Consider the following 23,728-nt stretch of genomic DNA (forward strand, 5'->3'; position numbering starts at 1 on the left):
CCGACCCCGGAAGCCAGGGCGAGGCCGACGACCGCCACCAGCGACCAGTACTGAAGCCGGTCCAGGTTCTCAGAATAGATGCCGTGCTCCACCTCGCGGAGGGTGTAGCTCTGGGTCTCGACCGGCACGATGATGGCCTGGCCCGGCCCCGTCCGAACCGGGATGTAGGTCACATCGCTGTCCGGCGAAATCTCGAACACCCGCGGCTGGTCGAGCCGTACTGCCACATTGAGCGCCACAACGAACGCGACGCCGAACAGCAGCAGCAGGCTGGAATACCAGACGGTCAGCCTGAAGCGGATGCTCCGGAAGAACGGCGGGACGTGCACCCTAGAGGACGTAGCCCTTTCCGCGGATCGTCTCGATCAGCTGTTCCTCAAACCCTTCGTTCAGTTTGCGGCGGAGGTTGTTCATATGCACCTTCACGGTCTGCGTGAACGGGTTCGCGTGCTCGTCCCAGATTTTCTCGAGCAGCTCCTCCTGCGGCACCGCCCGGCCTTCGTTCCGCGCCAGGTAGTAGACCAGCGCGAATTCCTTCGGCGTCAGGTGAATCTCCTTGCCATTGCGCCGGCAGCGGTTGGTGTTCGGGTCCAGCTCGAGCCCGCGCGTCTCGATGATGGGCTCGCGGAGCGCGCCTTCGCGCCGCGTGATTGCCCGGATGCGCGCGGCAAGCTCGCTGAACGCGAACGGTTTAATCAGGTAGTCGTCGGCACCCTGGTCGAGCCCCTCGATGCGCTCGCGGATGGAGCTGCGGGCGGTCAACATAATGATTCCGCCCGTAAACCGATCCTCGCGCAGCCGCCGGCACACCTCCAGCCCGTCGATGCGCGGCAGGTTGAGGTCCAGGCAAATGACGTCGTAGTTGGTCACCGCGGCCTTCTCCAGGGCCTCCGCCCCATCCTGCGCCACATCAACCTGGTACCCCTGCTTCACCAGTCCACGTTCGATTGCGCCAGCGATGGCCTCTTCGTCCTCGACGACCAGCACCCGCATGCGCTCACCTCCCTCGTGCAGTGGTATCCACTACGGTACCGCGCATACATCGTAGCGAAGGTAAAGAAATCCTTGCGGCGAATGATGGCCAGCACCGCGAGGAGACCGAGGGCCGTCCGGGGAGTATCATGCACCCGGCAGAGATGCCGCTTCATCCTCCGACAGGATACCGCTCATGGTGCTCGCCGACCGAACCACCCGCGAACTCACCCTCACCGACATCGCCGACATCCTCGGCAGCGAGGCCCAGTCGCTCCTCGAACATCGCTGCGAAGGGATCCCGCGCGAGTCGCTCCACCTCCCCGGGCCCGATTTCGTCTCACGCGTCTGGGCCCAATCGGATCGCTCGCCGCAGGTGCTTCGCAACCTCCAGGCAATTCTCGACCACGGGCGCCTCGCCGGGACCGGCTACGTTTCAATCCTCCCTGTCGACCAGGGCATCGAGCACTCCGGCGGCGCGTCGTTCGCGAAGAACCCCGCCTACTTCGACCCCGAAAACATCGTCCTGCTGGCCATCGAAGGCGGCTGCAACGCGGTCGCCTCAACCTTCGGCGTGCTCGGCGCGGTCGCCCGCAAGTACGCCCACCGCATCCCGTTCATCGTGAAGATCAACCACAACGAACTGCTGACCTACCCGAACAAGTACGACCAAATCATGTTCGGGACCATCAAGGAAGCCTGGAATCTCGGTGCCGCCGCAGTGGGCGCGACCATCTACTTCGGCTCCGAAGAGAGCTCGCGCCAGATTGTCGAGGTCGCCGAGGCCTTCGCCTACGCCCACGAGCTGGGCATGGCCACCGTCCTCTGGTGTTACCTGCGTAACCCCGGCTTCAAGGTCGATGGGGTGAACCACGAAACCTCCGCCGACCTCACCGGCCAGGCCAACCACCTAGGCGTCACCATCCAGGCGGATATCGTCAAGCAGAAGCTCCCCGAGCAGAACGGCGGTTACCGCGCCCTCAACCGCAACGGCAGCTATGGCAAGTTCGATGAGCGGATGTACACGAAACTGACCACCGACCATCCCATCGACCTGACCCGCTACCAGGTCGCGAACGGCTACATGGGCCGCGTCGGCCTGATCAACTCCGGCGGCGCGAGCGCCGGCGAAAGCGACCTCGTGGAGGCAGTGAAGACGGCGGTCATCAACAAGCGCGCGGGCGGCATGGGCCTCATCAGCGGCCGAAAGGCGTTCCAGCGCCCCATGGAGGAAGGCATCGCCCTGCTCCATGCCATCCAGGACGTCTACCGCTGCGAGGGCGTGACCGTCGCCTGAGGCGGGCCTGGCCCGGCGACACCGGCCCCCCACCAAACGGCCCCGCAGATGCCTGCGGGGCCGTTGCCTTGCTAATCGGCAAGCCTGGGACTCAGGCGGCCTCGGATGCCCGGGCCGGCTCCCGCCGCGAGCTGCGCCGCTCGAGCATGTAGCCAAAGCCGCGGACGTTGACGATGTAGCTCGGCTCGGCCGGGTCGAGCTCCACCTTGCGGCGGATGCGGCGGATGTAGACCTTCACGATTTCCTGCGCTTCGCGCTCAGAGTAGGTGTAGTCCTGCACGGCGCGGAGGATCTCGACCGGGCTGACCACCTTGCCGGCGTTCCTGGCAAGGTAGGCCAGGATCTTGAACTCCGTGGGGGTGAGCGGGATCGTCTCGTTCTGCCGGATCGCCTGGCAGCGGTCGAAGTCGAGCACGAGGTCGCGGACGGTGATCGTGCTGGGGCCCTCGTCCTGCTCGGGCTCAGCGAGCGCGGCCATCTTCCGCCGCTGCAGGGCGCCGACCTGCGCGCTGAACATTTCGACGCCGTCCGTGTCGCGCAGGCAGACATCGGCACCGGCCTCGAGCGCCAGCGCCAGCCCATGTGGGTGCGGCCCCGGCGCGACGACCACGATCTGCGCCTTGCACGTGCGCGCCACGTTGCGGACAAGCGCCAGGTCCTCGTCCTGGCGCGGGTCGATTGCCAGCACCACGAGGTCCGGGTCGAACTGCCCGATGAGCCGTTCGGTTTCGCGGTCGTGCGGGCGTTCTGTGGTCGTGAATCCGTGCCGCGCGAGTGCCGGCAGGACGTCTGCCGAGCGGTAGTCGCGCGTGTGTGTCACGAACGCTACCTGGCTGCGAAAGCCATCGGAGTAGCGGTCCGGCATTTCATCACCCCCTTGGCCCATCCCGGAGCCCGTCACCCCGGGGCGGAACATGTCCGGTCGTAGATTCATCGCCTGCCCGCCGCCGGGCGATCGCAGGCCGTTCACTCTGTATGTTCGGCAGCTTCTGCGTGGCTAATAGGGGTCGCGGTCACTCTTTCGCCCCGGGTTGTGCGGGCTGTTCACCTGTCCGTTTCCCGGCCCGAACCCCATGCCTCCCACAACGCACGACCGCCGGCGAGAGAGCCGGCGGTCGTGGGAAAATTTCGAGCCAAGGGCAGGGTCTGCGGGTTCAGGCGACGTCGCGCAGCAGGGATCGGCGCAGGCGCTTCACGGCCTGGGCATGGAGCTGGCTCACCCGCGTCTCCGAAACCTGCAGCACCGCGGCGATGTCCTTCATCGTGAGGCGGTCGACATAATATAGGCTGACGACCAGCCGTTCGCGCTCCGGGAGGGCAGCCACCGAGCGGGCAAGCTCCTCGTACAGCTCTTTCTCCTCGAACCCGCGGGTGAAATCCAGGTCCTCCTCTGCGGTGGGCATCTCGGCGGCCGGGAAGGAATCGCCGTCATCGTCGCGCTCGAGCATGCGGTCGAGGGAGACCGTCACCCAGCGCGACTGAGACGCTGCGTCCCGGTACTGCTCGATGCTGATACCCATGTGCTCCGCGGTTTCCGACTCCGAGGGGGTGCGGCCCAGGAGGGTTTCGAGCTCCGACTGTGCACGCTGCACGTCCCGGGCCTTCTGGCGCATGGTCCGGCTCAGGCGATCCATCCGCCGGAAGGCGTCGATCATGGCGCCGCGGATGCGCTGGACAGCGTAGGCGTGGAAGTTCGTACCCTTCGAGGGGTCGTAGCGGCGCACCGCCTCCACCAGGCCGCAGGTGCCATAGCCGACCGCGTCCTCGAACTCGAGCAGCCCCGGGATTTCGAGCGGCAGGGTCCGCGCCACCCGCCGCACGAGGGGCGCATACTGCATCACCAGCCGCTGCTGTTCCTCGAGCGAGAGGCGATTCGGCACCTCAGCGCCTGGTTGTTCGTTGACGTCGTCGTGGTTGGTGGACGGCCATTGCATTTTCTTGCTCCCCCGAACAAGCACCCTGCCGGTAACCCTGCGTGTTGTGGTTGTCGAACAGGTGTGCCGATTGTTCAGGGCTGCCCGGTGACAGAACAACGCGGATGCGGTGACACGGTCGTGGTGGTTCGGTGACAACGCGAGACATAAGGGTTTTCCCTGCACCGTCCCCGGGTTCTCCCTATCGGGGTTTTTACCGGCACCGAAGCGGTCGTCTCCTTGCTCCAGGGCGTGGCACTTCCCTTTCGGTCTCGGGAGTTGCATCGGCGTGCGCTTTGCACACGCCGCGATAGCGTCGAAGGGCCAGGACGGAGCGCCCCGGCTGGCGCCGGCGGCGCACCAGCCGCAGCGTGCCCCGAGGGTGCCGGAAAGCCAGCCGCAAGAACATAACATGTATAGTGCGAAGTTCTTGCAAACGGGCGCCATCGCCCTCCCCGCGCTACCCTGCCCCCATGCGCCTCCTCTCCGTTCGCTATCCCGATACGGTGGTCGCCGCGGGTGCCGATGGCGCCGGCCCGGTGCGGCAGGTGCGCGGCTGGTGGCCCGCCATGCGACCCGGCACCGCGCAGGCGGCGGTGACCGCCTTCCACCGCGGCGACCCCCCGCGCACGTCGGTCCATCTCGTCGATCTTGCCGGCGCCGGCGAGCTGGCGGTGCCTGGCACATCCCTGAGCCCGGCTGCGCTTATCGCCGACCGCCTGCCACATTATGTCTTTTGGTCGCGGAGCGGTCGCTTCCTGGCGATCGTCCAGCCGGCCGGGCGGACCCTCGGCCTCCGCGCGTGGGAGGTCGGCAAGTCAGCGTCTTCGGTGCTGCTTGGCGGAGCCCCCCTGTTTATGGACTGGTCGCCAGTGTCGGACCTGCTCGCCATCCACCACGGGGAGACGCTCTCGCTCTGTGCGCTCCCCGGGGGCGAACTCCGCCAGCTCTCGGCGAACGCTCGCGGCTTTCGGGACCCCGCGTTCACCGCCGATGGTCAGTGGCTCGCCTGGGCCGAAGCGGAGGACAACGGGGTGAGCCTGCGTGCCCTGCACCTCCCCTCAGGCCATCGCGTTAGCGGCCCGCGATTCGAGGCCCCCGTGGCGTTTCTCCCCGGTCGCTCCCCGACGGGGGTCTCCGTGGCGGTGGCGACGCCGGGCGAATCGACGGTCTTCGCGGAGGTTGGGACCTGGCAGCCCGGCTTCGAGGAGTACAGGGTCCTGTTCCGGGGGCATCACCTGGCCGGCTGGTGGTCGCCGACCGGCGAGCGGCTCGCCGTGCTCTCCCCCACCTTCAGCGGTGACGGCCGCTTCCAGGTCCGGTTCTTCGACGCCGATGGCGCGCCGGGCTGTGCGCTCGAACCCATTGTCCTCTCAGCCGATACCCGTACCGCTGTGTCGTTTTTCGACCAGTTTGGCCGTTCCCACAGCCCATGGTCGACGGATGGCCGCTGGTTCACGATTGGCGGGCGGGTCGCGACTGATGGACTCCACGCCTCCTACGGGCCGCCTGCGCTGGACCGCGTCCTCGCCATCGATTCGACAGCCGCTGCCCGCTGGCAGGACCTCGGGCGGGGCACCATCGGGTGGGTCATCGCGACCTCCGGGGGCGGGCGGCCGTAAACGCCCGGTAATCGGCCCAAATTGAAGCGGCGCGAAACCGATGTGTACACTCGAACCATCTCCGCGCCACTGGCGCAAAGGACCACTATGGACCTCCCCCGCGAACAAACCCGGCCGGGCGCCGGCGAACAGGTAGCTCGCGCAGCTGTCGCCGTCTTTCTCCTCCTCTCCATGCTCACCCTCGCCTTTGGCCTTGGCTGGGCGGTGAAAGACCTGACCGCCGATGACGCGCCCCCGGCCGCGGCGACGTCCAACACCCCTGCCGCCGGCGAGGGCGATACCATCGGCGCGGCCATCATCGACGAGATCGTCAACCTTCTGAAGTCACGTTATGTCGATAAAGCTGCCCTCGATGAAGAGACGCTCAGGCAGGCAGCCATCGATGGCATCATCCGCTCCCTGAACGACACCCATACGGAATATCTGACTCCCGAGGAGCTCGCCGCCGGAGCGCTCGACCTCTCGTCCAGCTACGACGGCATCGGCGCGACCGTTTCCGACCAGAACGGTGTCATCACCATCGTCGCTCCGTTCCGTGACTCACCCGCCGAGAAGGCCGGCATCCGCCCCGGCGACGTCATCCTCGAGGTCAACGGCGTCTCCACGGAAGGCTGGACCCAGACGCAGGCGGTCCAGGAAATCCGCGGGCCATCCGGCACGCAGGTCACGCTCAAAGTTAAACACACCGACGGGACCATCGAGACAATCACGATCACCCGCGGCAATATCCCGCTCGAAAGCGTGTTCCTCGAGCCGAACCTCGAGACCATCCCCGGCGAGAGCGGCACCAAACTGGTCGACCGCAACGGCAACGAAGTCACGGACATCGGCTACGTCGCCATCACCCAGTTCCACGATAAGACCCTTCAGGAGCTGCGCACCAAACTGAAGGATGTCGAGTCGAAGGGCTACAAGGGGCTCATCATCGACCTGCGCAGCAACCCGGGCGGGCTCCTCCAGGCGACCGTGGATGTGGCCGACGAGTTCCTCAACAGCGGCACCATCCTCACCGAACAGGACGCCGATGGGCAGAGTCAGAGCTGGACCGCCAGGCGCGGGGGCATCGCCACGAGCATCCCGTTGGTCGTCCTTATTGACTCCGGTAGCGCCTCGGGTGCCGAGGTCCTGGCGGCTGCCCTCCGCGACAACGGCCGGGCCACGGTCATCGGCACCCGCAGCTTCGGCAAGGGCACGGTTAATCAGCTGCAGGAGCTCAAGAACTGCGGCGATCCCAAGGGCTGCGGCGCACTGTATATCTCGGTCGGTCGCTGGCTTACCCCCAACGGCGACCAGATCGAAGGGCTGGGCGTCAAGCCCGATATCGAGGTCCCGATGACCTACGATGATTATGTCGCAAACGGCGACCTCCAGGTCTTCGCCGCCATCGACTTCCTGCGCGGGAACTGAGCCGGCGATACACTGACCTGTCACGGGGCGTCGTGTCTGCCCCCCCGAGCGTCCCGGGAGCCGTTCCAGCATGACCGAAGCCACCATTGCCCAAAACCGGCGCGCCCGGCACGACTACGAAATCCTTGCGCGCTTCGAGGCCGGCATCGTCCTGACCGGCTCGGAAATCAAGTCCGTGCGCGACCACAAAGTCCAGCTCCAGGGGTCGTACGCCCGCATCAAGGACGGCGAAATCTTGCTGGTCGGCGCCCACATCGCTCCGTACGCCAACGCCGGCTACGCCAGCCATGACCCCACGCGCGACCGCAAGCTGCTCCTCCACAAGAAGGAGATCCGCCGAATCGCGCAAATGGTCGAAGAAAAAGGCCTGACCCTGATCCCGCTCTCCATGTATTTCAAGCGGGGCAGGGCGAAGGTTGAGCTCGGTGTCGGCCGCGGTCTGAAGCGTTATGACAAGCGTGAGATGCTCAAGCGCCGCGACCAGGAGCGCGCCCTGGCCGAGGCCGTGCGCCGCCGCGCCTGACCCTTCCCGGGGGCGAACAGCTGTGCTATTCTTTTCGCATCACGGGGACGAAAGGATTCGACAGGAAGCCAGGTAGCCGGATAGCAGGCCGAGGTTGGTCGTCACCCTCGTAAATCAGGCGGCCAAAAATAAACGGCAACACTCGCCAACTCGCTCTCGCCGCTTAGTGCGGAGCCGTCCTCCCCGGGGCCCGGCCTGGTAGCGCCGGGGTAGGGCGTCACCAAAGCCAGGATGCCGCGGGCTGACGCCGATATCGCCCGCGAAAGACCCATCGGCTGGCCGGCGGACGTGGGGACCACCACTGCAGTCCGGCGGCGAGAACCCCATCGGTGGGAAAGCCTGTAGGAGAATCCGGAGCCGACCTTCTCTGGACCGGGAGTTCAACTCTCCCGCGTCTCCACCAACCGCCTTCAACCGGCCGGGCGTGCGCCCGGCCGTTCTGCTTCCATTGCGAGTTCAGACCAGCGCTTCACCGAGAGCGACCACCCGTTCACCGACCGTCACCTCACCCGGTTGCACCACCACCGCATAGACGCCCGCGCAGGCGCCGTTCAGCGCCCCGGCCGACGTCAGCACCCCGGGCGCCCGCTCGCCCGAGCCCGCGGGGTCGAGCGTGGTGACCACGCAGCGCTCGTCGCGCGCCACCACGGCCAGGCGCGCCGTACCGACAGCCACGAACTGCCCGACCCACCGGTCCTCTTCGAAGGCGCCCGGCCCTTCGAGCACCAGGTTCATCCGAAATCGCCGCACATCGGGCCTGACCCCCGCGGCCGAGCAGATGGCATCAATGGTCGCTCGGCTAATGATCGACACCTGCGCGACGTCGTGGTTTCCCCGGTAGTCGGCGTGCAGTCGCACCGGGATACCGGACAGCCGCTCCAGCTCGGCGGAGAGGCGGGGTTCATCAATCCGGAACTGTTCGCCCCGGGGGCTCCGGATAACGAGCTGGCGCTTCCCCTCCGCATCCGGCTCCCACGACGGGGCATACCCGGGGAGGCCCGCAAACTCACGCGCCGTAAACCACGGAAAGGGCGTGACCCGGTCCGCCCGGGTAAACGCGTAGAGTCGGTCCCCGGCAATGCCCTGGAGGCCGATCTCCGCGCGCTCGATGGCCGAGCCGGCCATGCCCTTCACCGGGAACTGCCAGATCTCGCCGACGGTGGCCGCGCTCATGGTGGGCGGAGCCTACCCGGCCGTCCCGGGTTCGGCAACGGCGCCTGCCGTCAGGACGCCGACCGGGCCGCCTTCTTCTCTTCGATCAGCCGGTCGAGCTCTTCCTTCAGGCGGTCCAGGACCGTGTCGTACGGGAAGGCGCCCAGCTCCCCTTCGCCCCGCTTGAGGTTGACGAACGTCGGTGCGCACCAGAGGCCGAGGTCGGCGTCGTCGGTCTCGCCGGGACCGTTCACGCGACAGCCCATCACCGCAATGGTGATGTCGTATTCCTTCGCGTAGGCGGTCATCTCCTTGACCTTGAACGCGAGGTCCACGAACGCCTCGTTCTCGACCCGGCTGCAGCTCGGGCAGCTGATGATGTTCAGACCGCCTTCGAGGAACTTCGGCACCGAGCGGAACCTGCCGGCCTCGACGTCCGCGATGATCTGCCGGCCAACGTCCACCTCCCGCCACTTCTCGCTGAACGGAAGCGTCAGGGAGACGCGAATGGTGTCACCGATGCCGCGCGAAAGCAGCTGCTCGAAGGCGATGCGGGTCTTGATGGCGCCATCCGGCAGCATCCCGGCTTCGGTGACGCCGAGGTGCAGCGGGACGTCCGGCCGAAGTTCGGCGAAGCGGGTGTTCGCGGCAATCACCTTGCGCGGGTCCGAGTCCTTCAGGGACACGACGTACCGGTCGAAGCCGAGGTCGTCGAGGATGGCGCAGTGCTGGAGTGCACTCTCGACCATCGCAGTCACGCCTTCGAGACCCGGTTCGTCTGCCCCTTCGAACTTCGCCTCCATCTCCGGGTCGACCGAGCCGCAGTTCACGCCGACCCGGAGGGCGAGGTCGTGCTTCGCTGCCGTTTCGGCAATGAACGCGACCTTGTCCCGCGTGCTCTTCTGCTTCTCGTGGTGGTGCAGGTGCCCCGGGTTGTAGCGAACCTTGTTCACGTACGGCGCGACCTCGGCGATCAGCCGATAGTTCTCCTGGAGGTCAACAACGAGGTTCGCCTCCGGTACCCGTGCTCGGATCTCCGCCAGGGCAGCGACGTCTTTCCTGCTATCCACCGCGATGCGGACCAGCCCGGCGCCCGCCTCGTGGAGCATCTTCGCCTGGGCGGCGGTCGCCTCCACGTCGGTGGTGCGCGTGGCGCACATCGATTGCACCACGATGGGATGGCCGCCGCCAATGATGACTGAGCCGGCCCGCACCGGCCGGGTATTCGCGCGTTTGATCATGCTCTGAGTCTAGCAGCCCGCCGCACCCGGACGTGTTAGCAGCCCGGGGCCGTCACCCGGCCTGGTGCCCGGCGTGGTTGCCGCCGTCGTTGCCGAACCAGCCCCGGTCGATGCCGGTGAACACCACCATGGGCACCACCAGCAGCACAAAGGCCAGGCCCATCGCAATCAGCGGGCCGCGGTTCGCCGCGAACACGCCCTGGACGGGTGCCGTGTACTCGTTGCCGGCGGCGCGGGCGAGGTCGCGCGCTTTTGTCCGCAGCCGAAGCGAATTGGCCATCACGCTCACCGAGCTGAGCGCCATCGCCGCGCCGGCGAACAGCGGGTTGAGCAGGCCGGCCGCCGCGATGGGGATGGCGACCACGTTGTAGCCGAACGCCCACAACAGGTTCTGGCGGATGGTGCGAAGCGTGGCCCGCGAGAGCGCGATGGCCTCGGCGATCTTCGCGACATCGCCATGCAGCAGGATGATGTCGCCCGCCTCGATGGCCACATCGGTCCCGGTGCTCATCGCGATGCCCACGTCGGCCTGGGCTAGCGCCGGGGCATCGTTGATGCCGTCCCCGGCCATCGCCACCGAAAGCCCCTGTGCCTGCAGCTCCCGTACGAAAGCCAGCTTGTCCTCGGGGCGAACCCCGGCCCGGAATTCATCGACCCCGACCTGCTCGGCCACCGCAGCCGCGGCACGTTCGTTGTCGCCGGTGAGCATGACCACCCGCAGACCGAGCCGGTGGAGCGCCTCCACCGCACGCCGTGCGTTCGGCTTCACCGCATCGAACAGCCCGAGCAGCCCCGCGACTTCCCCGTCGACCGCGACCACCACGACGGTCTGACCGCGCGCCTCCAGGGCTTCGATCTCCGGCGCGATGGGCGACAGGTCGAAGCCGAACTCCTCGAACAGCGCCCGGTTGCCCGCCTGCACCAGGCGCCCATCAACCATCGCCTGGATGCCGCGGGCGGTAAACGACTCAAACTCCGACGCGTTGCTGATGGCAAGCCCCTCATCCACCGCTGCATCGACGACCGCCCGGCTGAGCGGGTGTTCGCTCGGCGACTCCGCCGCCGCTGCAAGCCGCAGGAGCTCGCGTCGACCCCATTCCCCGAAGGTCACCACCTCCGCCACCTGCGGCCTGCCCTCGGTAATCGTGCCGGTCTTGTCGAGGACGACCACGTTCAGCGCGCGGGTGCGCTGCAGCACTTCGGCGTTGCGCACCAGGACCCCGCGCGCTGCGCCCAGCCCCGTGCCGACCATGATGGCGGCCGGCGTGGCCAGGCCCAGGGCACACGGGCAGGCCACCACCAGGACCGCCACCGCGGCGATCATGCCCTTGCCCCAGTCGCCGGCGGCAAGCCCCCAGGCAAGGAACGCCGCGGCCGCGATGACGATCACCACCGGGACGAAGATCGCCGCCACCTGGTCGACCAACTTCTGGATGGGCGCCTTCGACCCCTGCGCTTCCTCCACCAGGCGGGCGAGCTGCTGCAGCATCGAGTCCGCGCCGACAGCGGTTGCCTCGACGGTGATGGAGCCGCCCTGCGCGAGCGTCCCCGCATACACGCGGTCGCCCGCGCTTCGTTCGACCGGGATCGATTCCCCGGTCAGCATCGATTCATCCACGGTGGCCGTCCCTTCGACGACCACGCCATCGACCGGGATGCGCTGCCCCGGGCGCACGCGGAAGATGTCTCCCACCCGGACCGATTCGACCGGTACCTCGAGCTCCTGCCCCTCGCGGATGACGGTCGCCGTACGTGCCGCGGCATTCAGGAGCGCCCGGATCGCCTGCGACGCCGCGCCCTTCGACGTTTCCTCGAAGTACTTTCCCATCGAGATGAACAGCAGCACCGCCACGCTGACGTCGAAATACATGTGCACGTCGTGGCGGTCCGCGGCGACCACCCAGGCGCTGTAGACGTAGGCCACGGTGGTGCCCAGCGCCACGAGCACGTCCATGTTCGGATTCAGCTGGCGAAGGCTGGCCCACGCCCCGCGGTAGAAGCGCCAGCCCAGCCCAAACTGGACCGGCGTGGCAAGGGCCAGCACCACCCAGCCGTGCAGCGTGGAGTTGTCGAACAGGTGCAGGCCGGCGATATCCATCGCCATCGCCAGGATCACGGCGGGGACCGCGAATACCGAGGCGGCAAGCAGCTGCAGCAGCGTCCCGCGCGCTGCGTCCGCGGGATTGCGCTGCTCGCCCTCATGCACCGGGCGGGCGTGGTACCCCGCCTTCTCGACCGCCGCGACCAGCGCCTCGACCGGCACCGGCGCGCCGAGGGTGACGCGAGCGGTCTCCGAGGCGAAGTTGACGCTGGCCGTCTCGACCCCTTCGACCCGGCTCAGCGCCCGCTCCACGCGCCGCACGCACGAGGCACAGGTCATCCCGGTGACGTTCAGCGTCACCGCCTTCTCTGCGGTTGCCATTGCCGGACCCTCCTGGGGAGTGCGGCCCGGTTCAGCGCGCCGCGGCGTCGTACCCCTCTTCCTCCACCGCTGCGATGAGCTTCGCAGGGTCGAGGTTGTCGCCGGTGACGCGCGCCGACTTCTCGGCGAGGCTCACCACGGCCTCCTTCACCCCGGGGACCTGCTTCAGCGCGCCCGTGACGGCATTCACGCAGTGGTCGCAGGTCATGCCCGTGATCGTCAGTTCGATTGTGTCAGCCATCTCATCCAACCTCCTCGGTGTTCACGTGGACGCCGTCGCCAGCCTCACGGTTCGCTGGGGCCCTGAACCCGGTAGAGCCGCCGGAGCTCCTCGAGCGCCTTCTCTTCCTCGCCGTTGCGAATCATCTCGACCACGTGGGTCTTCAGGTGCCCATCCAGCACGAGCGCATCCAGGCTGCGCAGGGCGCGCTGGATCGAAAGCGACAGGTCCAGCACGTCCATGCAGTAGCGGTCCTCGTCGATCTGCTTTTCGAGCGCCGCAACCTGGCCGGCGATGATCTTGATGCGGCGAAGCGCCTGGCGGCGTGTTTCCGGGGTCATGAGACCTCCAATAGGGTACCTCCCTATTCTATTCCGACCGGCAGCAGGGTTACAAGTCCGGGCCGCCCGGCGCTCCAACCGCCCCGCACGACTTCAGCCGCTCAATGTCCTCCCAAGTAAACCCAAACTCCAGCAGCACCTCTTCCGTCTGCTGACCGAACTCGGGTGCTCCGTGGCGAATCTGGCCGGGAGTACGGCTCAGCTGCACACCGGGCCCAACGATTCTGCGCCGGTCGCCGGCCGGGTGGTCGAACTCGACGATGTAGTCGTTGGCGAGTACCTGCGGATCCCGGGCGATCTGGGCGTAATCCTGCACCGGGGCCACCGGCAGCCCCTGCCCGCAGAGGTACTCCACCCAGTCCCACTGGTCGCGCTCGGCGAATACTCGGTCCAGTTCGGCGATCAGCTCCTGCCGGTGCTCGTAGTGGGCGGGAAGCTCGCAGAAGCGCGGGTCGTCCCGCAGGTCTGGTCTCCCCAGCGCTTCGCAAAACGGGCGCCACCAGCGGCTCAGCTGGGCCATGCTGAGGGCGATCCAGCCGCCGTCCCTGCAGCGGTAGACGTTCCAGAGCGGAGCGGCCTCCTCCCGGGACCGGCGCGGCGGCACCTGGCCGGTGAACAGGGTGGTGGTAATGTTGAACGACTGGAGCATCACCTGCCCGCCCAGCAGCGAGGCCTCCACCTCCTGCCCCTCCCCGGTGCGGGCGCGGTGCCAGAGCGCGAGCAGGATGCCGTAACTCAGCATGATCGCCCCAACCTGGTCGGCCATGCCGCCGAAGGAGAAGATCGGCGGAAGGTCCGGCGGCCCCTGGGTCATCATCGTCCCGCCGCGCGCCTGCCCGAGGATGTCCATTGCCGGCCACGCCCGGTGCGGACCCTTCGACCCGTAGCCCGATGCCGAGGCGTAGATGATTGCTGGGTTGCGCTCGCGCAGGTCCGCATACGCCAGCCCCAGCCGCTCCATCACTCCGGGCCGCATGTTCTGCACAAACACGTCGGCCCGCTCCGCCAGCTTCAGCACCGTCTCCCGGCCTTCCGGGTGCTTCAGGTCCACCACGATGCCGCGCTTGTTGCGGTTGTGGCTCTGGAAGTAGGCGTCGCTGAGCCCGCGCCCGGGGTCGGGGCTGTCCGGCCCCTCGATTTTGATCACGTCGGCGCCGAAATCCGCGAGCATCGCGGTGGCGTACGTGCCCTGCTGCCAGATGGTGCAGTCGAGAACCACCAGCCCCGAGAGCGGGAGCCCGGTATGCGGGACGTTCGGGAACATGTGCTGCCTCCCGGTTGCGCGCGATTGTCAGGACGCCCCACTATGCTGTCAACGAAGCGCATGTCCACCTTCGCAGGTCACCGACGATTCGCCGCAGCTTGGGATTGGCTGAGCCGCCACGAGAGCCGTCGCGAGCGCCGGCTGCGGGCGCGGCTGGTCGGCCAAGCCCGCGGCGACACGCTGGAGATTGGCTACGGCGTCGGATCGAACTGGCCCCACCTCCCCGAGGACGTGCGCTATGTCGGGATCGAGCCCGACCCGTTTATGCGCGAGCGCGCCGAACGCCACCGGCCGCCGGGGCGCGACCTCGACCTCCGTGACGGCGACGCCCAGCAGCTCGACTTCCCCGATGACTCGTTCGACACCGTGATCGGGACCCTCGTGCTGTGCACTATCCCGGACCCGGCAGCGGCCCTGCGCGAAATCCGGCGAGTCCTTCGCCCTGGCGGGAACCTGCTCTTCTGGGACCATGTCAATGCCCGGGCGCGGCCCGGCCGGATGCTGCTCGGCGCAATCACGCCGCTCTGGAGCCGGCTTGGGGGCGGCTGCCATCCCAACCGCGACACGCTCGCCACGATTCGCGCCGCCGGTTTCGACGTGGCGGAACTCCACCACGGCAAGATCGGCCCGCTCCCGGCCATCGTCGGGCGCGCGGTGCCGGCCGGGGAGTCGTGACGGTGCGTATCGGCGCCCACGTCTCCAGCGCTGGCGGTCCGCATCTCGTGTTCGAAAGGGCCCGGTCGATCGGCGCCGAGGCCGTGCAGCTCTTCATCAGCGCGCCCCAGCAGTGGAAGCTCCCCGCCCTGACCGACGAGCAGGTCGACCGCTTCAACCGCGTGCGCGAGGCGTCCGGCATGCCGGTCTTCTTCCACGGCGTGTATCTTATGAACTTCGGCAGCCAGGACCCGGCCATCCTCGAAAAGTCGAGCGCATCGCTGCTGGCCTATCACCGGTATGCCGGCCGCATGGGCGTCGTGGGCACCATCTTCCACGTGGGCAGTCACCTCGGGGCCGGCTACGACGGCGCGATGGTGGAGCGCATCGCCGGGATGCTGAGGGCCATTCTGGAAGATGACCCCGCAAACCCCGCGCTGCTCATCCTCGAGAACAACGCGGGGCAGGGGAACTGCATCGGCGGGCGCTTCGGGGAGCTCGGCGCTATCTTTCGGGCGCTCGGCGGCCACCAGCGGCTCGGCGTCTGCTTCGACACCTGCCACGCCTACGCGATGGGCTACGACCTCGCCAGTCCGTCCGGACTCGAAGCCGCGCTCGATGAGTTCGACCGCGAAATCGGACTCGACCGCCTCGTCGCTGTGCACGCCAACGATACCAAGCAGCCGATAGGCACCTTCCGCGACCGGCACGAGAACATCGGCGAGGGACACCTGGGCCTCGAAGGCTTCCGCACCCTGATGCGGCACCCGGCGTTCCGCGACGTGCCGTTCCTGCTGGAAGTTCCCGGGTTCGAAGGAACCGGCCCCGACGAAAAGAACGTGCGCCGGCTCAAGGCCCTGCGCAGGGAGGCCGGCCTCGAAGCGCCGCGGATGCCGCCGCTTTCGCGCATCCAGAAGGCTGCGCTAGGCTGAACGGCGAAATCCAGCCGGCAGGGATACCAGGAGTGACCACCACCGGCCGCCTCAGCGGCCCGCTGTTCACCGAGTGTGCCGAGTGGATCTGGGAGCAGCTCCAGGAGGAGGGCTTCCAGGTCCAGGGCGAACTGATCGAGCTCATCCTCGAGACCGAGCGCGAACTGGGCATTCACGCGCAGCCGCTCGATGCCATCGCCGCTCGCCTGGCTGAGGAATTCGCAGCGCGGGGCATCGTTGCCCGCCCCTACGCCATCGACGCCCCGCTCATCCGCGTCGTCCTCGAGTGGGAGGACGACTTCCTCGGCTTCGCCGGCATTCCGCGCGCGGAAAGTTGACGGCCGGGCGGGCCGCCGGTGACACTCATCGCAGCTTCGCCCGCAGGAGGTGAACGGGAGACCACACGACCCACGGCACGCGCGGAGCGTCGACTTCAAGCGCCAGGTCCGCCGTTACCGGCGGATGACGAGGCGGGGGCAGTATCGAACCACTCGGCGGATGGCCCCCCGGCTTGCACAGCCGTCAGGCATCGCACAAACCACTTCGGGTAACCGGGTGACAAAAGCGAGCCGCGTGCACGGGATTCCCTCCCGCCCCTTGCTCCGGCAGGCCGCGCAGTCCGCGGGAGCGTCGCTCCCGGAACTGGCGTGCCCGCGTGCCCCGACCCCGGGGATCAGTTCCCCATGCAAGCAAGGAGTACGCCATGTGCGGCATCGTCGGGTACGCGGGCCAGCGCCCCGCCGTCCCGGTTCTTATTCGTGCGCTGAAAGACCTTGAGTACCGCGGCTACGATTCGGCCGGCATCGCCCTGCTCGAAGGCGAGCAGCTCGCCATCACCAAGAAACAGGGCAAAATCGCCAACCTCGAGGCTTCCGTCGGCGACCTCCCGGACGCGACCGTCGGCATTGGGCACACCCGCTGGGCCACCCACGGACGCCCCAGCGACCAGAATGCCCACCCGCACCTCTCCTGCGACGGCCGTGTGGTGGTCATCCACAACGGCATCGTCGAGAACTACGCCGCCCTGCGGCAGCGGCTGCTGGCGAGCGGCCACCGCTTTGCCAGCGAAACCGACACGGAAACGCTCGCCCACCTCATCGAAGAGGAGCTGGCAGCCGGCCGTTCCCTGCTCAATGCCCTGGCCGCCACGGCGCGGCAGGTCACCGGTTCCCAGGCCATCGTGGCCATGAGCACCTGCGACCCCGGCGCGATCGTCGCTGCGCGCCTGGGCAACGCCGGCGGGGTCGTGATCGGCTTCGGGCAGGGCGAAATGGTCGTCGCCAGCGACCTCGCCGCCGTGCTTCCGGTCACCCAGGAGGTGGCGTTCCTCGCGGATGGCCAGCTCGCGCGGGTCACCGCCGACTCCGCCGAGGCCCGCACCATCGCCGGCGAACCCGTCGCGCTCGAGCGGCGGCGCATCCCGATCGACCCGGTCACGGCCCTCAAGGGCCAGTACCCCCACTTCATGCTCAAAGAGATCCTCGAGCAGCCCGAGGCGATCTCCGACACCATCTGGAGCCTCGCCACCCTGGAGCCGCCCGCGCTCTATTTCGACGACCTCGGCGCGGCAGCCGGGCGCCTCGCCGCTGTCGAGCGGGTCGTCCTCATCGGCATGGGCACCAGCCTCCACGCGGCGATGCTGGGCCAGCGCTACATCGAGGCGTTCGCCCGCGTGCCCGCTGCGGTCGATAACGCCAGCGAGTTCCGCTACCGTGACCCCGTCCTCGGTCCGGAGACCCTCGTTGTGAGCGTCAGCCAATCCGGCGAGACGGTCGACGTACTTGAAGCCATGGCGGTCGCGAAGCAGGCTGGCGCGCTGCAGATCACGGTCTGCAACACCGAAGGCGCCCAGACCACCCGCGTCGCCGACGGCACGGTCTACACCCGCGCCGGGCTCGAACGGGGCGTGGCAAGCACCAAGTGCTTCACCACGGCGGTGGTGGCTCTGTATCTCCTCGCCCTGCGCCTCGCCCAGGCGAAAGGCCCGCTAACTCCGGAGCAGCTCGCCGGCCACCTGCACGAGCTCGCGCGACTGCCTGGCACCGTCGCATCCGTGCTTTCGCGCCGGGACCAGCAGAGAAAGCTCATTCGCGGCTTGGCGGCCGCCGAGCACGCCCTCTTCCTCGGGCGCGGGCTGGCCTTCCCCGTGGCGATGGAAGGCGCCCTGAAGCTCAAAGAGATCTCGTACATCCACGGCGAGGGCTACGCCGCCGGCGAGATGAAGCACGGGCCGATCGCCCTGATCGAGCCGTCGTTCCCGACCATCGCGGTCGCGACCGAGCACGCCCTGCGCGCGAAGATGGTGTCGAACATCGAGCAGATCCAGGCGCGCGGCGGCCCCGTCACCGCGGTGATCACCGAGGGGGACGAGCAGCTCACCGCGCTCTGTGATGCCGTCATACCGGTTCCGCCGGTTTCGTCGTGGCTCGAACCGGTGGTGGCCGTGGTGCCCCTCCAGCTGCTGGCCTACGATGTGGCCGTCCAGCGCGGCTGCGACGTGGACCAGCCTCGCAACCTGGCCAAGACGGTGACGGTCGAATGACCGCAGGTTGCGACCCCTGGCAGCGGAAGAACGGGCCGATTGGCCGGCCGTGCAAATTCGGCCGATCGGCCTATAATCGTGCGACCGAAGCCATCGGTCTGCACTATGCGCGATGCGCGGAGGTATAGACAGATTGGTAAGCGTCACTCGATCCGTCGTTTGGTTCTCCGAGGTAGGCCGGGAGGATGTGGGCCTCGTCGGCGGCAAGGGCGCCAACCTCGGTGAACTCACCCGAGCTGCCATCCCGGTACCCCCCGGGTTTGTGGTGACCGCCGACACCTATTTCCGCTTCATTCAGCAGAACGGGCTTGAGCCGGTTATCCGCAAGGAGCTCTTCGGCCTCAACGTGCACGACAGCCGCATGCTCAACGAGCGGGCAGAGAACATTCGCCGGCGCATCATGGAAGCGCCCATGCCGGCCCACATCGCCGATGAGATTCGCCAGGCCTACCGCGAGCTCGGCGAGGGCCCGGTCGCGGTCCGCAGCTCCGCGACCGCCGAAGACCTGCCGGAGGCGAGCTTCGCTGGCCAGCAGAGCACCTTCCTCAACGTCGTCGGCGCAGACAACGTCGTGCGGGCGGTCCAGGCCTGCTGGGCCTCGCTCTTCGAGGCGCGCGCCATCTTCTACCGCGAAGAATCCGGCTACGACCACACCAAGGTCGGCCTGGCCGTCCCGGTCCAGCGGATGGTCCAGTCCGAAATCTCCGGCGTGATGTTCACCGTGGAGCCCGTCACCTCCGACCGGAACAAGATCACCATCGAGGCGGTCTACGGGCTCGGCGAGGGGATCGTTTCCGGCGAAATCTCCCCCGACCTCTACATCGTCGACAAGGAATCCCTGCGGATTCTCTCGAAAACGGTCACGCCGCAGGAACGCATGATCGCGCGGCGCGAAGGCGCCGATGGCAGCCACGAAAGCGGCAACGCCTGGGTTGAAGTACCCGGGGAGCTGCGCGAGCGCCAGAAGCTCACCGACGACCAGGTTCGCGAACTGGCCCGGATCGGCCGGTCGGTCGAAGAGCACTACGGCGCTCCACAGGACATCGAGTGGGCCTACGAAAAAGGGCAGTTCTACCTGACCCAGGCCCGCCCGGTCACCACGCTGAAGCACGACGTGCAGGAGGATGAGGGCGAGGAGGAGACCGCGCCGGTGCTGCTCACCGGCCAGCCCGCCAGCCCCGGCGTCGGCGTCGGCGCCGTGCGTATCGTGCGCGACCCGCGCGAAATCGACATCGTCCGCCAGGGGGACGTCCTCGTTGCCGAGATGACGACCCCGGACTTCGTGCCGGCGATGAAGCGCGCCTCGGCCATCGTCACCGAGCGCGGCGGGCGAACCTGCCACGCGGCCATCGTCAGCCGCGAGCTGGGCATCCCCTGCGTTGTCGGGGTAGCCGGCGCCACCGGCCTCGAGGTCGGGCGTGAAGTCACGGTCGATGGGTCCGGAGGTCGCATCTACGATGGCCGGGCCGAGAAGCGGCTCGCCTGGTACGAGCGCCAGAAGGAGCGCTACGCCCGCTCTGCGTCGCTCAAGACGACGACGCGCCTGTATGTGAACCTCGCTGAGCCCGAGCTGGCCGAGGTTGTTGCAAAGCGCAACGTCGACGGCGTCGGGCTGCTTCGCGCTGAGTTCATCGTGGCGCAAATCGGCAAGCACCCGCGGCAGTTCATCGAGGAAGGCCACCCGGAGGAGTACACCCGCCAGCTCGAGGCCGGCATCCGCGAGTTCTGCCGGGCCTTCAACCCTCGGCCGGTGGTCTACCGCCTCACCGACTTCAAGACGAACGAGTACGCCAACCTCGAGGGCGGCGCGAAGTACGAGCCGACCGAAGAAAACCCGATGATCGGCTATCGCGGCGCAAGCCGTTACCTGCGCGAGCCTGACATCTTCCGGCTCGAACTCGAGGCGATCAAGGGCGTGCGGCGGGAGTTCCGCAACCTGTACGTGATGGTGCCCTTCGTGCGCACGCCGGATGAGCTGCGCGGGGTCAAGCAGCTGATGTCGGAGCAGGGCCTTGTCCGCGGCGACGACTTCAAGCTGTGGATGATGGTCGAGGTCCCCTCGAATGTCCTTATCCTCGACCGCTTCATCGACATCGGCATCGACGGTATCTCCATCGGGTCGAACGACCTCACCCAGCTCGTCCTGGGCATCGACCGCGACAGCGAGGCCCTTGCTGATACCTTCGATGAGCGCAACGAGGCGGTGATGGCGGCCATCCAGACGGCTGTCGCGACCGCGCGTCGCCGGGGCATCACGGCCTCCATCTGCGGGCAGGCGCCGAGCGTCTACCCCGAGGTCACGGAGAAGCTCGTCGAGTGGGGTGTCACGAGCGTCAGCGTGAGCCCGGACATGATCGACCAGACCCGGGAGATCATCGCCAACGCCGAGGCGAAGCTCGGGCGGGCTCCCACCAGCTGAGCATCAGCTGGCGCCCGGTTCTCGCGCTCCCGGGACCGCGCATACAATGCGGCCGATGGACCTTCACGAGGTGCGGCGGCGTCTCGAGGCGCGCGAGGAACTCCTCAGCCCCTACGCCGCCCGCTCGGTGACCTCGCGGGGTCGCAAGCGCCCCGAGGCGCCATCTCCGCTGCGCACGGAGTACCAGCGCGACCGCGACCGCATCCTCCACACCAAGGCGTTTCGCCGGCTCAAGCACAAGACGCAGGTCTTCATTGCGCCGGCACAGGATCATTATGTCACGCGGCTGACGCACACCCTCGAGGTCGCACAGGTCGCCCGCACCATCGCGCGGGCCCTCAACCTCAACGAAGACCTCGCCGAGGCAGCGGCGCTCGGTCACGACATCGGCCACGGCCCCTTCGGCCACGCCGGGGAAGAAGCCCTCGCCGAGTGCCTCCCGGAGGGCTTTCGCCACAACTATCAGTCCGTCCGCGTCCTCGACCGGCTCGAAAATGCCGGCCGCGGACTCAACCTCACCTTCGAGGTCCTGGATGCGGTCGAAAAGAGCTCGAAGGCGCGGGAGGATATCTTCGCCGAGGGCTGGGGCGTCCCGGTCACCCTTGAAGGCCAGGTCGTGAAGACGGCCGACGCCATCGCGTACATCAACCACGACATCCTCGATGCGATCCGTGCCGGGCTTATCACCGAGAACGACCTCCCCGACAGCACGAAACGCCTGCTCGGCACCACTCACGCCCGGCGGCTGGACACCCTCATTTGCGACATCGTCGAGGCAAGCTGGGCCGCCACCGGCGCCGGGCCTGAACCGGTGATCCGCTTCAGCCCGGAGATTCACGCTGCTGCCAACGAACTGCGCGAGTTCATGTTCCAGCGCGTCTATCTGTTTGATACCACGCGGCAGGAAGCCGAACGCGGCAAGCGCATCGTTCGCTTCCTCTTCCGCCACTTCCTGGCGCATCCGGAGCAGATTTCGCCCGATTTTTCGCTCCCGGATGACCCGGTCGAGCGCCGCGCGGCCGACTACATTTCCGGCATGACTGACCGCTACGCCATCCGGCTCGCGGCCGGCCTGGGCTGCCCCGATGCCGTCGGCTGGCAGGTGTAGCCGCCCGGGCGATTTCCTTACCGCTTATGCAATAGCCTGCCAATCCTTGAAGGTATGGGAGGGCGGGCAGATACTCGAACGCACCGGCCATGAGCAATCGCTACGGCTCAACCCCCGACGACGAGCCGGTTATCGGCGCGACCTACCCTCCGCCCTCGGAGCCGGTCATCGGCGCCGACCTGCCGCCCCGGCAGCAGTGGTACACCGGCGATACCCACTACGAAGAAGCCTACCCCGAGGACGACGGCTGGGAGGACGAGATTTACTACGGCGAAGAGCCGTACGACGAGCCGGTCCGTCAGCCGATGTTCTACGTCTTCCTCGTCCTCGCCGCGGTGGTGGCGGGCATCCTGGTCTTTTTGCTCTTCAACCTGGTGGCTGGCGGCGGTAACGGCGGCGGCTCAACGCCGACAGGCTTCGACGTCCAAATCGATTCCCCATCCCGCGACCAGCGCATCGAGATCAATCAGCCCCAGGAGGTGGCGGTCCAGGCAACCGCTACCGAGCGCATCGTTCGGATGGAGCTCTACGTCGGCGACCGGATGGCTGACTCCGTCGACATCGCCGCGGCTCCCGAGGACAACCGCTATCGCGCCACGCTGCGCTACACCCTCGCGACGAAGGGCACGTACCAGCTCTTCGTGCGCGTCATCGCCGAGTCTGGCGCGACGCAGGATTCGGCAAAGGTGCGCGTCGTCGCCATCGAGCCCGTCGGCGAGCGCCCGCAGCAGATTCGCGGCCGGGTCGTCGCGGATGCGACGCTGCGCGCCGGCCCGGGTGAGGAGTTCGAAGAGGCTGGCCGGGTGCTTGCCGGTTCGGAGATCGCCATCCTCGGCAAGAGCCGCGACGTCACCTGGTTGCTTGTCCAGGGAACTACCGGCTCCCCCGGCTGGGTGCGAAGGGCCGCCATCGAGCCGCTCGACACGCTCGACCTTGTCCCGACCCGGGATGTGACGCCCACGCCCGCCCCGGAACCGACAGCCACGGCGGTGCCGTCGCCTTCGCCCTCGCCGTCCGCTTCGCCGTCTCCCTCGCCGAACGCCCCCGACTTCGTGCCCACCAATGCCGTACTGGCCAACGGGGGCAGCCTGCTCCGCGTGACGATTTCGAACGTGAGCAACAACGCCTACAACGGCCCGCTCGTGGTCGCGGTCGGCGGCGATGTGCCGCAGCAGGAGCAGGCCGTGAGCGCCAGTCTCCCGGCTAACGGCGGCTCAACCGTGGTGGAGTTCACCGTCGATCCCCCCGTGACCTCCGGCGGGAAGCGGGCTGTGGTGACCATCGACCCGGCCAACGTGGTGAAGGAGCTGCGCGAAGACAACAATATCGCAACGTTCTCCCTGCTCCCGCCCGAGGAGCCGGCGAACCTGGTCATCACCAGCGCCCAGGTCACGGCGACCGCCATCGAGGTCGTCGTCAGGAACGACGGCGGGGCCATGCCCGCCAGCAACGTGGTCGTGCAGGTGCAGCTCGGGGCGCAAACAACCAGCAACTCGGTCAACATCGCCCTGGCGCCGGGCCAGTCGTCGCCCGTGATCATCGTGCCGCGTCCCACGGGCTCAGGCACGGCAACCGTCACGGTGTTTGTGGGCAATCAGCCGATGGCGAGCACCACGGTCAACCTGCCCTGAACTCCCGCGACGTAAATCTCGGGAACCGTTCAGGCCAGGCCGCTCGCGCCATCCATTGACGCAACAGG

The 23,728-nt window shown here is 67.7% G+C and carries 20 protein-coding genes, 1 other RNA gene and 1 pseudogene; 12 read left to right on the top strand and 10 right to left on the bottom strand.

Features of this window, described 5'->3' with window-relative positions; all coding sequences use genetic code 11:
* Together VAE46_RS02350 and VAE46_RS02355 are read right to left on the bottom strand one after the other, a co-directional pair.
* A pseudogene (locus VAE46_RS02350) lies at positions 1–329 on the bottom strand (hypothetical protein); the annotation flags it as partial.
* Position 330: 1 nt separating this feature from the next.
* The gene (locus VAE46_RS02355) at positions 331–993 is read right to left on the bottom strand and encodes a response regulator transcription factor (protein WP_322795303.1); all 663 of its coding nucleotides are present in this window, start codon (positions 991–993) and stop codon (positions 331–333) included.
* Positions 994–1,168: 175 nt separating this feature from the next.
* Here VAE46_RS02355 and VAE46_RS02360 point away from each other — a divergent pair, with 175 nt between their 5' ends.
* Positions 1,169–2,269 carry a class I fructose-bisphosphate aldolase gene (locus VAE46_RS02360; protein ID WP_322795304.1) on the top strand — a complete coding sequence of 367 codons (1,101 nt, stop codon included), beginning with the start codon at positions 1,169–1,171 and terminating at the stop codon, positions 2,267–2,269.
* 91 nt (positions 2,270–2,360) lie between these two features.
* Here the strand turns inward: VAE46_RS02360 and VAE46_RS02365 are convergent, their stop codons facing one another.
* The gene (locus VAE46_RS02365) at positions 2,361–3,134 is read right to left on the bottom strand and encodes a response regulator transcription factor (RefSeq protein ID WP_322795305.1); all 774 of its coding nucleotides are present in this window, start codon (positions 3,132–3,134) and stop codon (positions 2,361–2,363) included.
* A 289-nt stretch (positions 3,135–3,423) separates the two neighbouring features.
* A complete protein-coding gene (locus VAE46_RS02370) occupies positions 3,424–4,203 on the bottom strand; it encodes a FliA/WhiG family RNA polymerase sigma factor (protein WP_322795306.1) in 780 nt (259 codons plus the stop codon).
* A gap of 452 nt (positions 4,204–4,655) precedes the next feature.
* Between VAE46_RS02370 and VAE46_RS02375 the strand changes: the two genes are divergently transcribed.
* The 4 genes from VAE46_RS02375 to ssrA all read left to right on the top strand — a co-directional run bounded on the left by VAE46_RS02375 (position 4,656) and on the right by ssrA (position 8,137).
* Positions 4,656–5,804, top strand: a complete 1,149-nt coding sequence (locus VAE46_RS02375; RefSeq protein ID WP_322795307.1) for a hypothetical protein — start codon at positions 4,656–4,658, stop codon at positions 5,802–5,804.
* Between the two features lie 87 nt (positions 5,805–5,891).
* The gene (locus tag VAE46_RS02380) at positions 5,892–7,211 is read left to right on the top strand and encodes a S41 family peptidase (RefSeq protein WP_322795308.1); all 1,320 of its coding nucleotides are present in this window, start codon (positions 5,892–5,894) and stop codon (positions 7,209–7,211) included.
* A gap of 70 nt (positions 7,212–7,281) precedes the next feature.
* Positions 7,282–7,734 carry an SsrA-binding protein SmpB gene (gene smpB / locus VAE46_RS02385; protein ID WP_322795309.1) on the top strand — a complete coding sequence of 151 codons (453 nt, stop codon included), beginning with the start codon at positions 7,282–7,284 and terminating at the stop codon, positions 7,732–7,734.
* Positions 7,735–7,777: 43 nt separating this feature from the next.
* Positions 7,778–8,137, top strand: a transfer-messenger RNA (tmRNA) gene (ssrA, locus tag VAE46_RS02390).
* 53 nt (positions 8,138–8,190) lie between these two features.
* Here ssrA and VAE46_RS02395 read toward each other — a convergent pair.
* From VAE46_RS02395 to VAE46_RS02420, 6 genes are read right to left on the bottom strand one after another with little or no spacing between them, the layout of a single operon-like run.
* Entirely contained in the window at positions 8,191–8,907 is a 717-nt protein-coding gene (locus VAE46_RS02395) for an MOSC domain-containing protein (RefSeq protein ID WP_322795310.1), read from the bottom strand.
* 50 nt (positions 8,908–8,957) lie between these two features.
* Entirely contained in the window at positions 8,958–10,127 is a 1,170-nt protein-coding gene (gene ispG / locus VAE46_RS02400; protein ID WP_322795311.1) for a (E)-4-hydroxy-3-methylbut-2-enyl-diphosphate synthase, read from the bottom strand.
* 52 nt (positions 10,128–10,179) lie between these two features.
* Positions 10,180–12,549, bottom strand: a complete 2,370-nt coding sequence (locus VAE46_RS02405; RefSeq protein WP_322795312.1) for a heavy metal translocating P-type ATPase — start codon at positions 12,547–12,549, stop codon at positions 10,180–10,182.
* Positions 12,550–12,580: 31 nt separating this feature from the next.
* Entirely contained in the window at positions 12,581–12,790 is a 210-nt protein-coding gene (locus VAE46_RS02410) for a CopZ family metallochaperone (RefSeq protein WP_322795313.1), read from the bottom strand.
* Between the two features lie 44 nt (positions 12,791–12,834).
* Positions 12,835–13,110, bottom strand: coding sequence for a metal-sensitive transcriptional regulator (locus VAE46_RS02415; RefSeq protein ID WP_322795314.1), 276 nt, complete (start codon positions 13,108–13,110; stop codon positions 12,835–12,837).
* A gap of 49 nt (positions 13,111–13,159) precedes the next feature.
* Positions 13,160–14,374, bottom strand: coding sequence for a CoA transferase (locus VAE46_RS02420; RefSeq protein ID WP_322795315.1), 1,215 nt, complete (start codon positions 14,372–14,374; stop codon positions 13,160–13,162).
* 60 nt (positions 14,375–14,434) lie between these two features.
* Between VAE46_RS02420 and VAE46_RS02425 the strand changes: the two genes are divergently transcribed.
* The 7 genes from VAE46_RS02425 (at position 14,435) to VAE46_RS02455 (ending at position 23,660) form a co-directional block, all read left to right on the top strand.
* Positions 14,435–15,049, top strand: a complete 615-nt coding sequence (locus tag VAE46_RS02425; RefSeq protein ID WP_322795316.1) for a class I SAM-dependent methyltransferase — start codon at positions 14,435–14,437, stop codon at positions 15,047–15,049.
* On the top strand, positions 15,046–15,960 hold the full coding sequence (locus tag VAE46_RS02430; protein WP_322795317.1) for a deoxyribonuclease IV: 915 nt from the start codon (positions 15,046–15,048) through the stop codon (positions 15,958–15,960). Before VAE46_RS02425 ends, VAE46_RS02430 begins: the two co-directional genes overlap by 4 nt.
* Positions 15,961–15,992: 32 nt before the next feature.
* On the top strand, positions 15,993–16,298 hold the full coding sequence (locus VAE46_RS02435; RefSeq protein WP_322795318.1) for a hypothetical protein: 306 nt from the start codon (positions 15,993–15,995) through the stop codon (positions 16,296–16,298).
* A 365-nt stretch (positions 16,299–16,663) separates the two neighbouring features.
* The gene (gene glmS, locus VAE46_RS02440) at positions 16,664–18,502 is read left to right on the top strand and encodes a glutamine--fructose-6-phosphate transaminase (isomerizing) (protein WP_322795319.1); all 1,839 of its coding nucleotides are present in this window, start codon (positions 16,664–16,666) and stop codon (positions 18,500–18,502) included.
* A gap of 112 nt (positions 18,503–18,614) precedes the next feature.
* A complete protein-coding gene (ppsA, locus tag VAE46_RS02445; protein ID WP_322795320.1) occupies positions 18,615–20,921 on the top strand; it encodes a phosphoenolpyruvate synthase in 2,307 nt (768 codons plus the stop codon).
* Between the two features lie 55 nt (positions 20,922–20,976).
* Entirely contained in the window at positions 20,977–22,029 is a 1,053-nt protein-coding gene (locus VAE46_RS02450; RefSeq protein WP_322795321.1) for a deoxyguanosinetriphosphate triphosphohydrolase, read from the top strand.
* Between the two features lie 89 nt (positions 22,030–22,118).
* The gene (locus tag VAE46_RS02455) at positions 22,119–23,660 is read left to right on the top strand and encodes a CARDB domain-containing protein (RefSeq protein ID WP_322795322.1); all 1,542 of its coding nucleotides are present in this window, start codon (positions 22,119–22,121) and stop codon (positions 23,658–23,660) included.
* Positions 23,661–23,728 lie beyond the last annotated feature (68 nt).

The organism is Tepidiforma sp., assembly GCF_034433535.1.
GTDB lineage: Bacteria > Chloroflexota > Dehalococcoidia > Tepidiformales > Tepidiformaceae > Tepidiforma.

Excerpts from the sequence above, each read along its gene's own strand:
- VAE46_RS02355 (WP_322795303.1), bottom strand. The coding sequence starts at position 993 with ATGCGGGTGCTGGTCGTCGAGGACGAAGAGGCCATCGCTGGCGCAATC.
- VAE46_RS02360 (WP_322795304.1), top strand. The coding sequence starts at position 1,169 with ATGGTGCTCGCCGACCGAACCACCCGCGAACTCACCCTCACCGACATC.
- VAE46_RS02365 (WP_322795305.1), bottom strand. The coding sequence starts at position 3,134 with ATGCCGGACCGCTACTCCGATGGCTTTCGCAGCCAGGTAGCGTTCGTG.
- VAE46_RS02370 (WP_322795306.1), bottom strand. The coding sequence starts at position 4,203 with ATGCAATGGCCGTCCACCAACCACGACGACGTCAACGAACAACCAGGC.
- VAE46_RS02375 (WP_322795307.1), top strand. The coding sequence starts at position 4,656 with ATGCGCCTCCTCTCCGTTCGCTATCCCGATACGGTGGTCGCCGCGGGT.
- VAE46_RS02380 (WP_322795308.1), top strand. The coding sequence starts at position 5,892 with ATGGACCTCCCCCGCGAACAAACCCGGCCGGGCGCCGGCGAACAGGTA.
- smpB (WP_322795309.1), top strand. The coding sequence starts at position 7,282 with ATGACCGAAGCCACCATTGCCCAAAACCGGCGCGCCCGGCACGACTAC.
- VAE46_RS02395 (WP_322795310.1), bottom strand. The coding sequence starts at position 8,907 with ATGAGCGCGGCCACCGTCGGCGAGATCTGGCAGTTCCCGGTGAAGGGC.
- ispG (WP_322795311.1), bottom strand. The coding sequence starts at position 10,127 with ATGATCAAACGCGCGAATACCCGGCCGGTGCGGGCCGGCTCAGTCATC.
- VAE46_RS02405 (WP_322795312.1), bottom strand. The coding sequence starts at position 12,549 with ATGGCAACCGCAGAGAAGGCGGTGACGCTGAACGTCACCGGGATGACC.
- VAE46_RS02410 (WP_322795313.1), bottom strand. The coding sequence starts at position 12,790 with ATGGCTGACACAATCGAACTGACGATCACGGGCATGACCTGCGACCAC.
- VAE46_RS02415 (WP_322795314.1), bottom strand. The coding sequence starts at position 13,110 with ATGACCCCGGAAACACGCCGCCAGGCGCTTCGCCGCATCAAGATCATC.
- VAE46_RS02420 (WP_322795315.1), bottom strand. The coding sequence starts at position 14,374 with ATGTTCCCGAACGTCCCGCATACCGGGCTCCCGCTCTCGGGGCTGGTG.
- VAE46_RS02425 (WP_322795316.1), top strand. The coding sequence starts at position 14,435 with ATGTCCACCTTCGCAGGTCACCGACGATTCGCCGCAGCTTGGGATTGG.
- glmS (WP_322795319.1), top strand. The coding sequence starts at position 16,664 with ATGTGCGGCATCGTCGGGTACGCGGGCCAGCGCCCCGCCGTCCCGGTT.
- ppsA (WP_322795320.1), top strand. The coding sequence starts at position 18,615 with ATGCGCGGAGGTATAGACAGATTGGTAAGCGTCACTCGATCCGTCGTT.
- VAE46_RS02450 (WP_322795321.1), top strand. The coding sequence starts at position 20,977 with ATGGACCTTCACGAGGTGCGGCGGCGTCTCGAGGCGCGCGAGGAACTC.
- VAE46_RS02455 (WP_322795322.1), top strand. The coding sequence starts at position 22,119 with ATGAGCAATCGCTACGGCTCAACCCCCGACGACGAGCCGGTTATCGGC.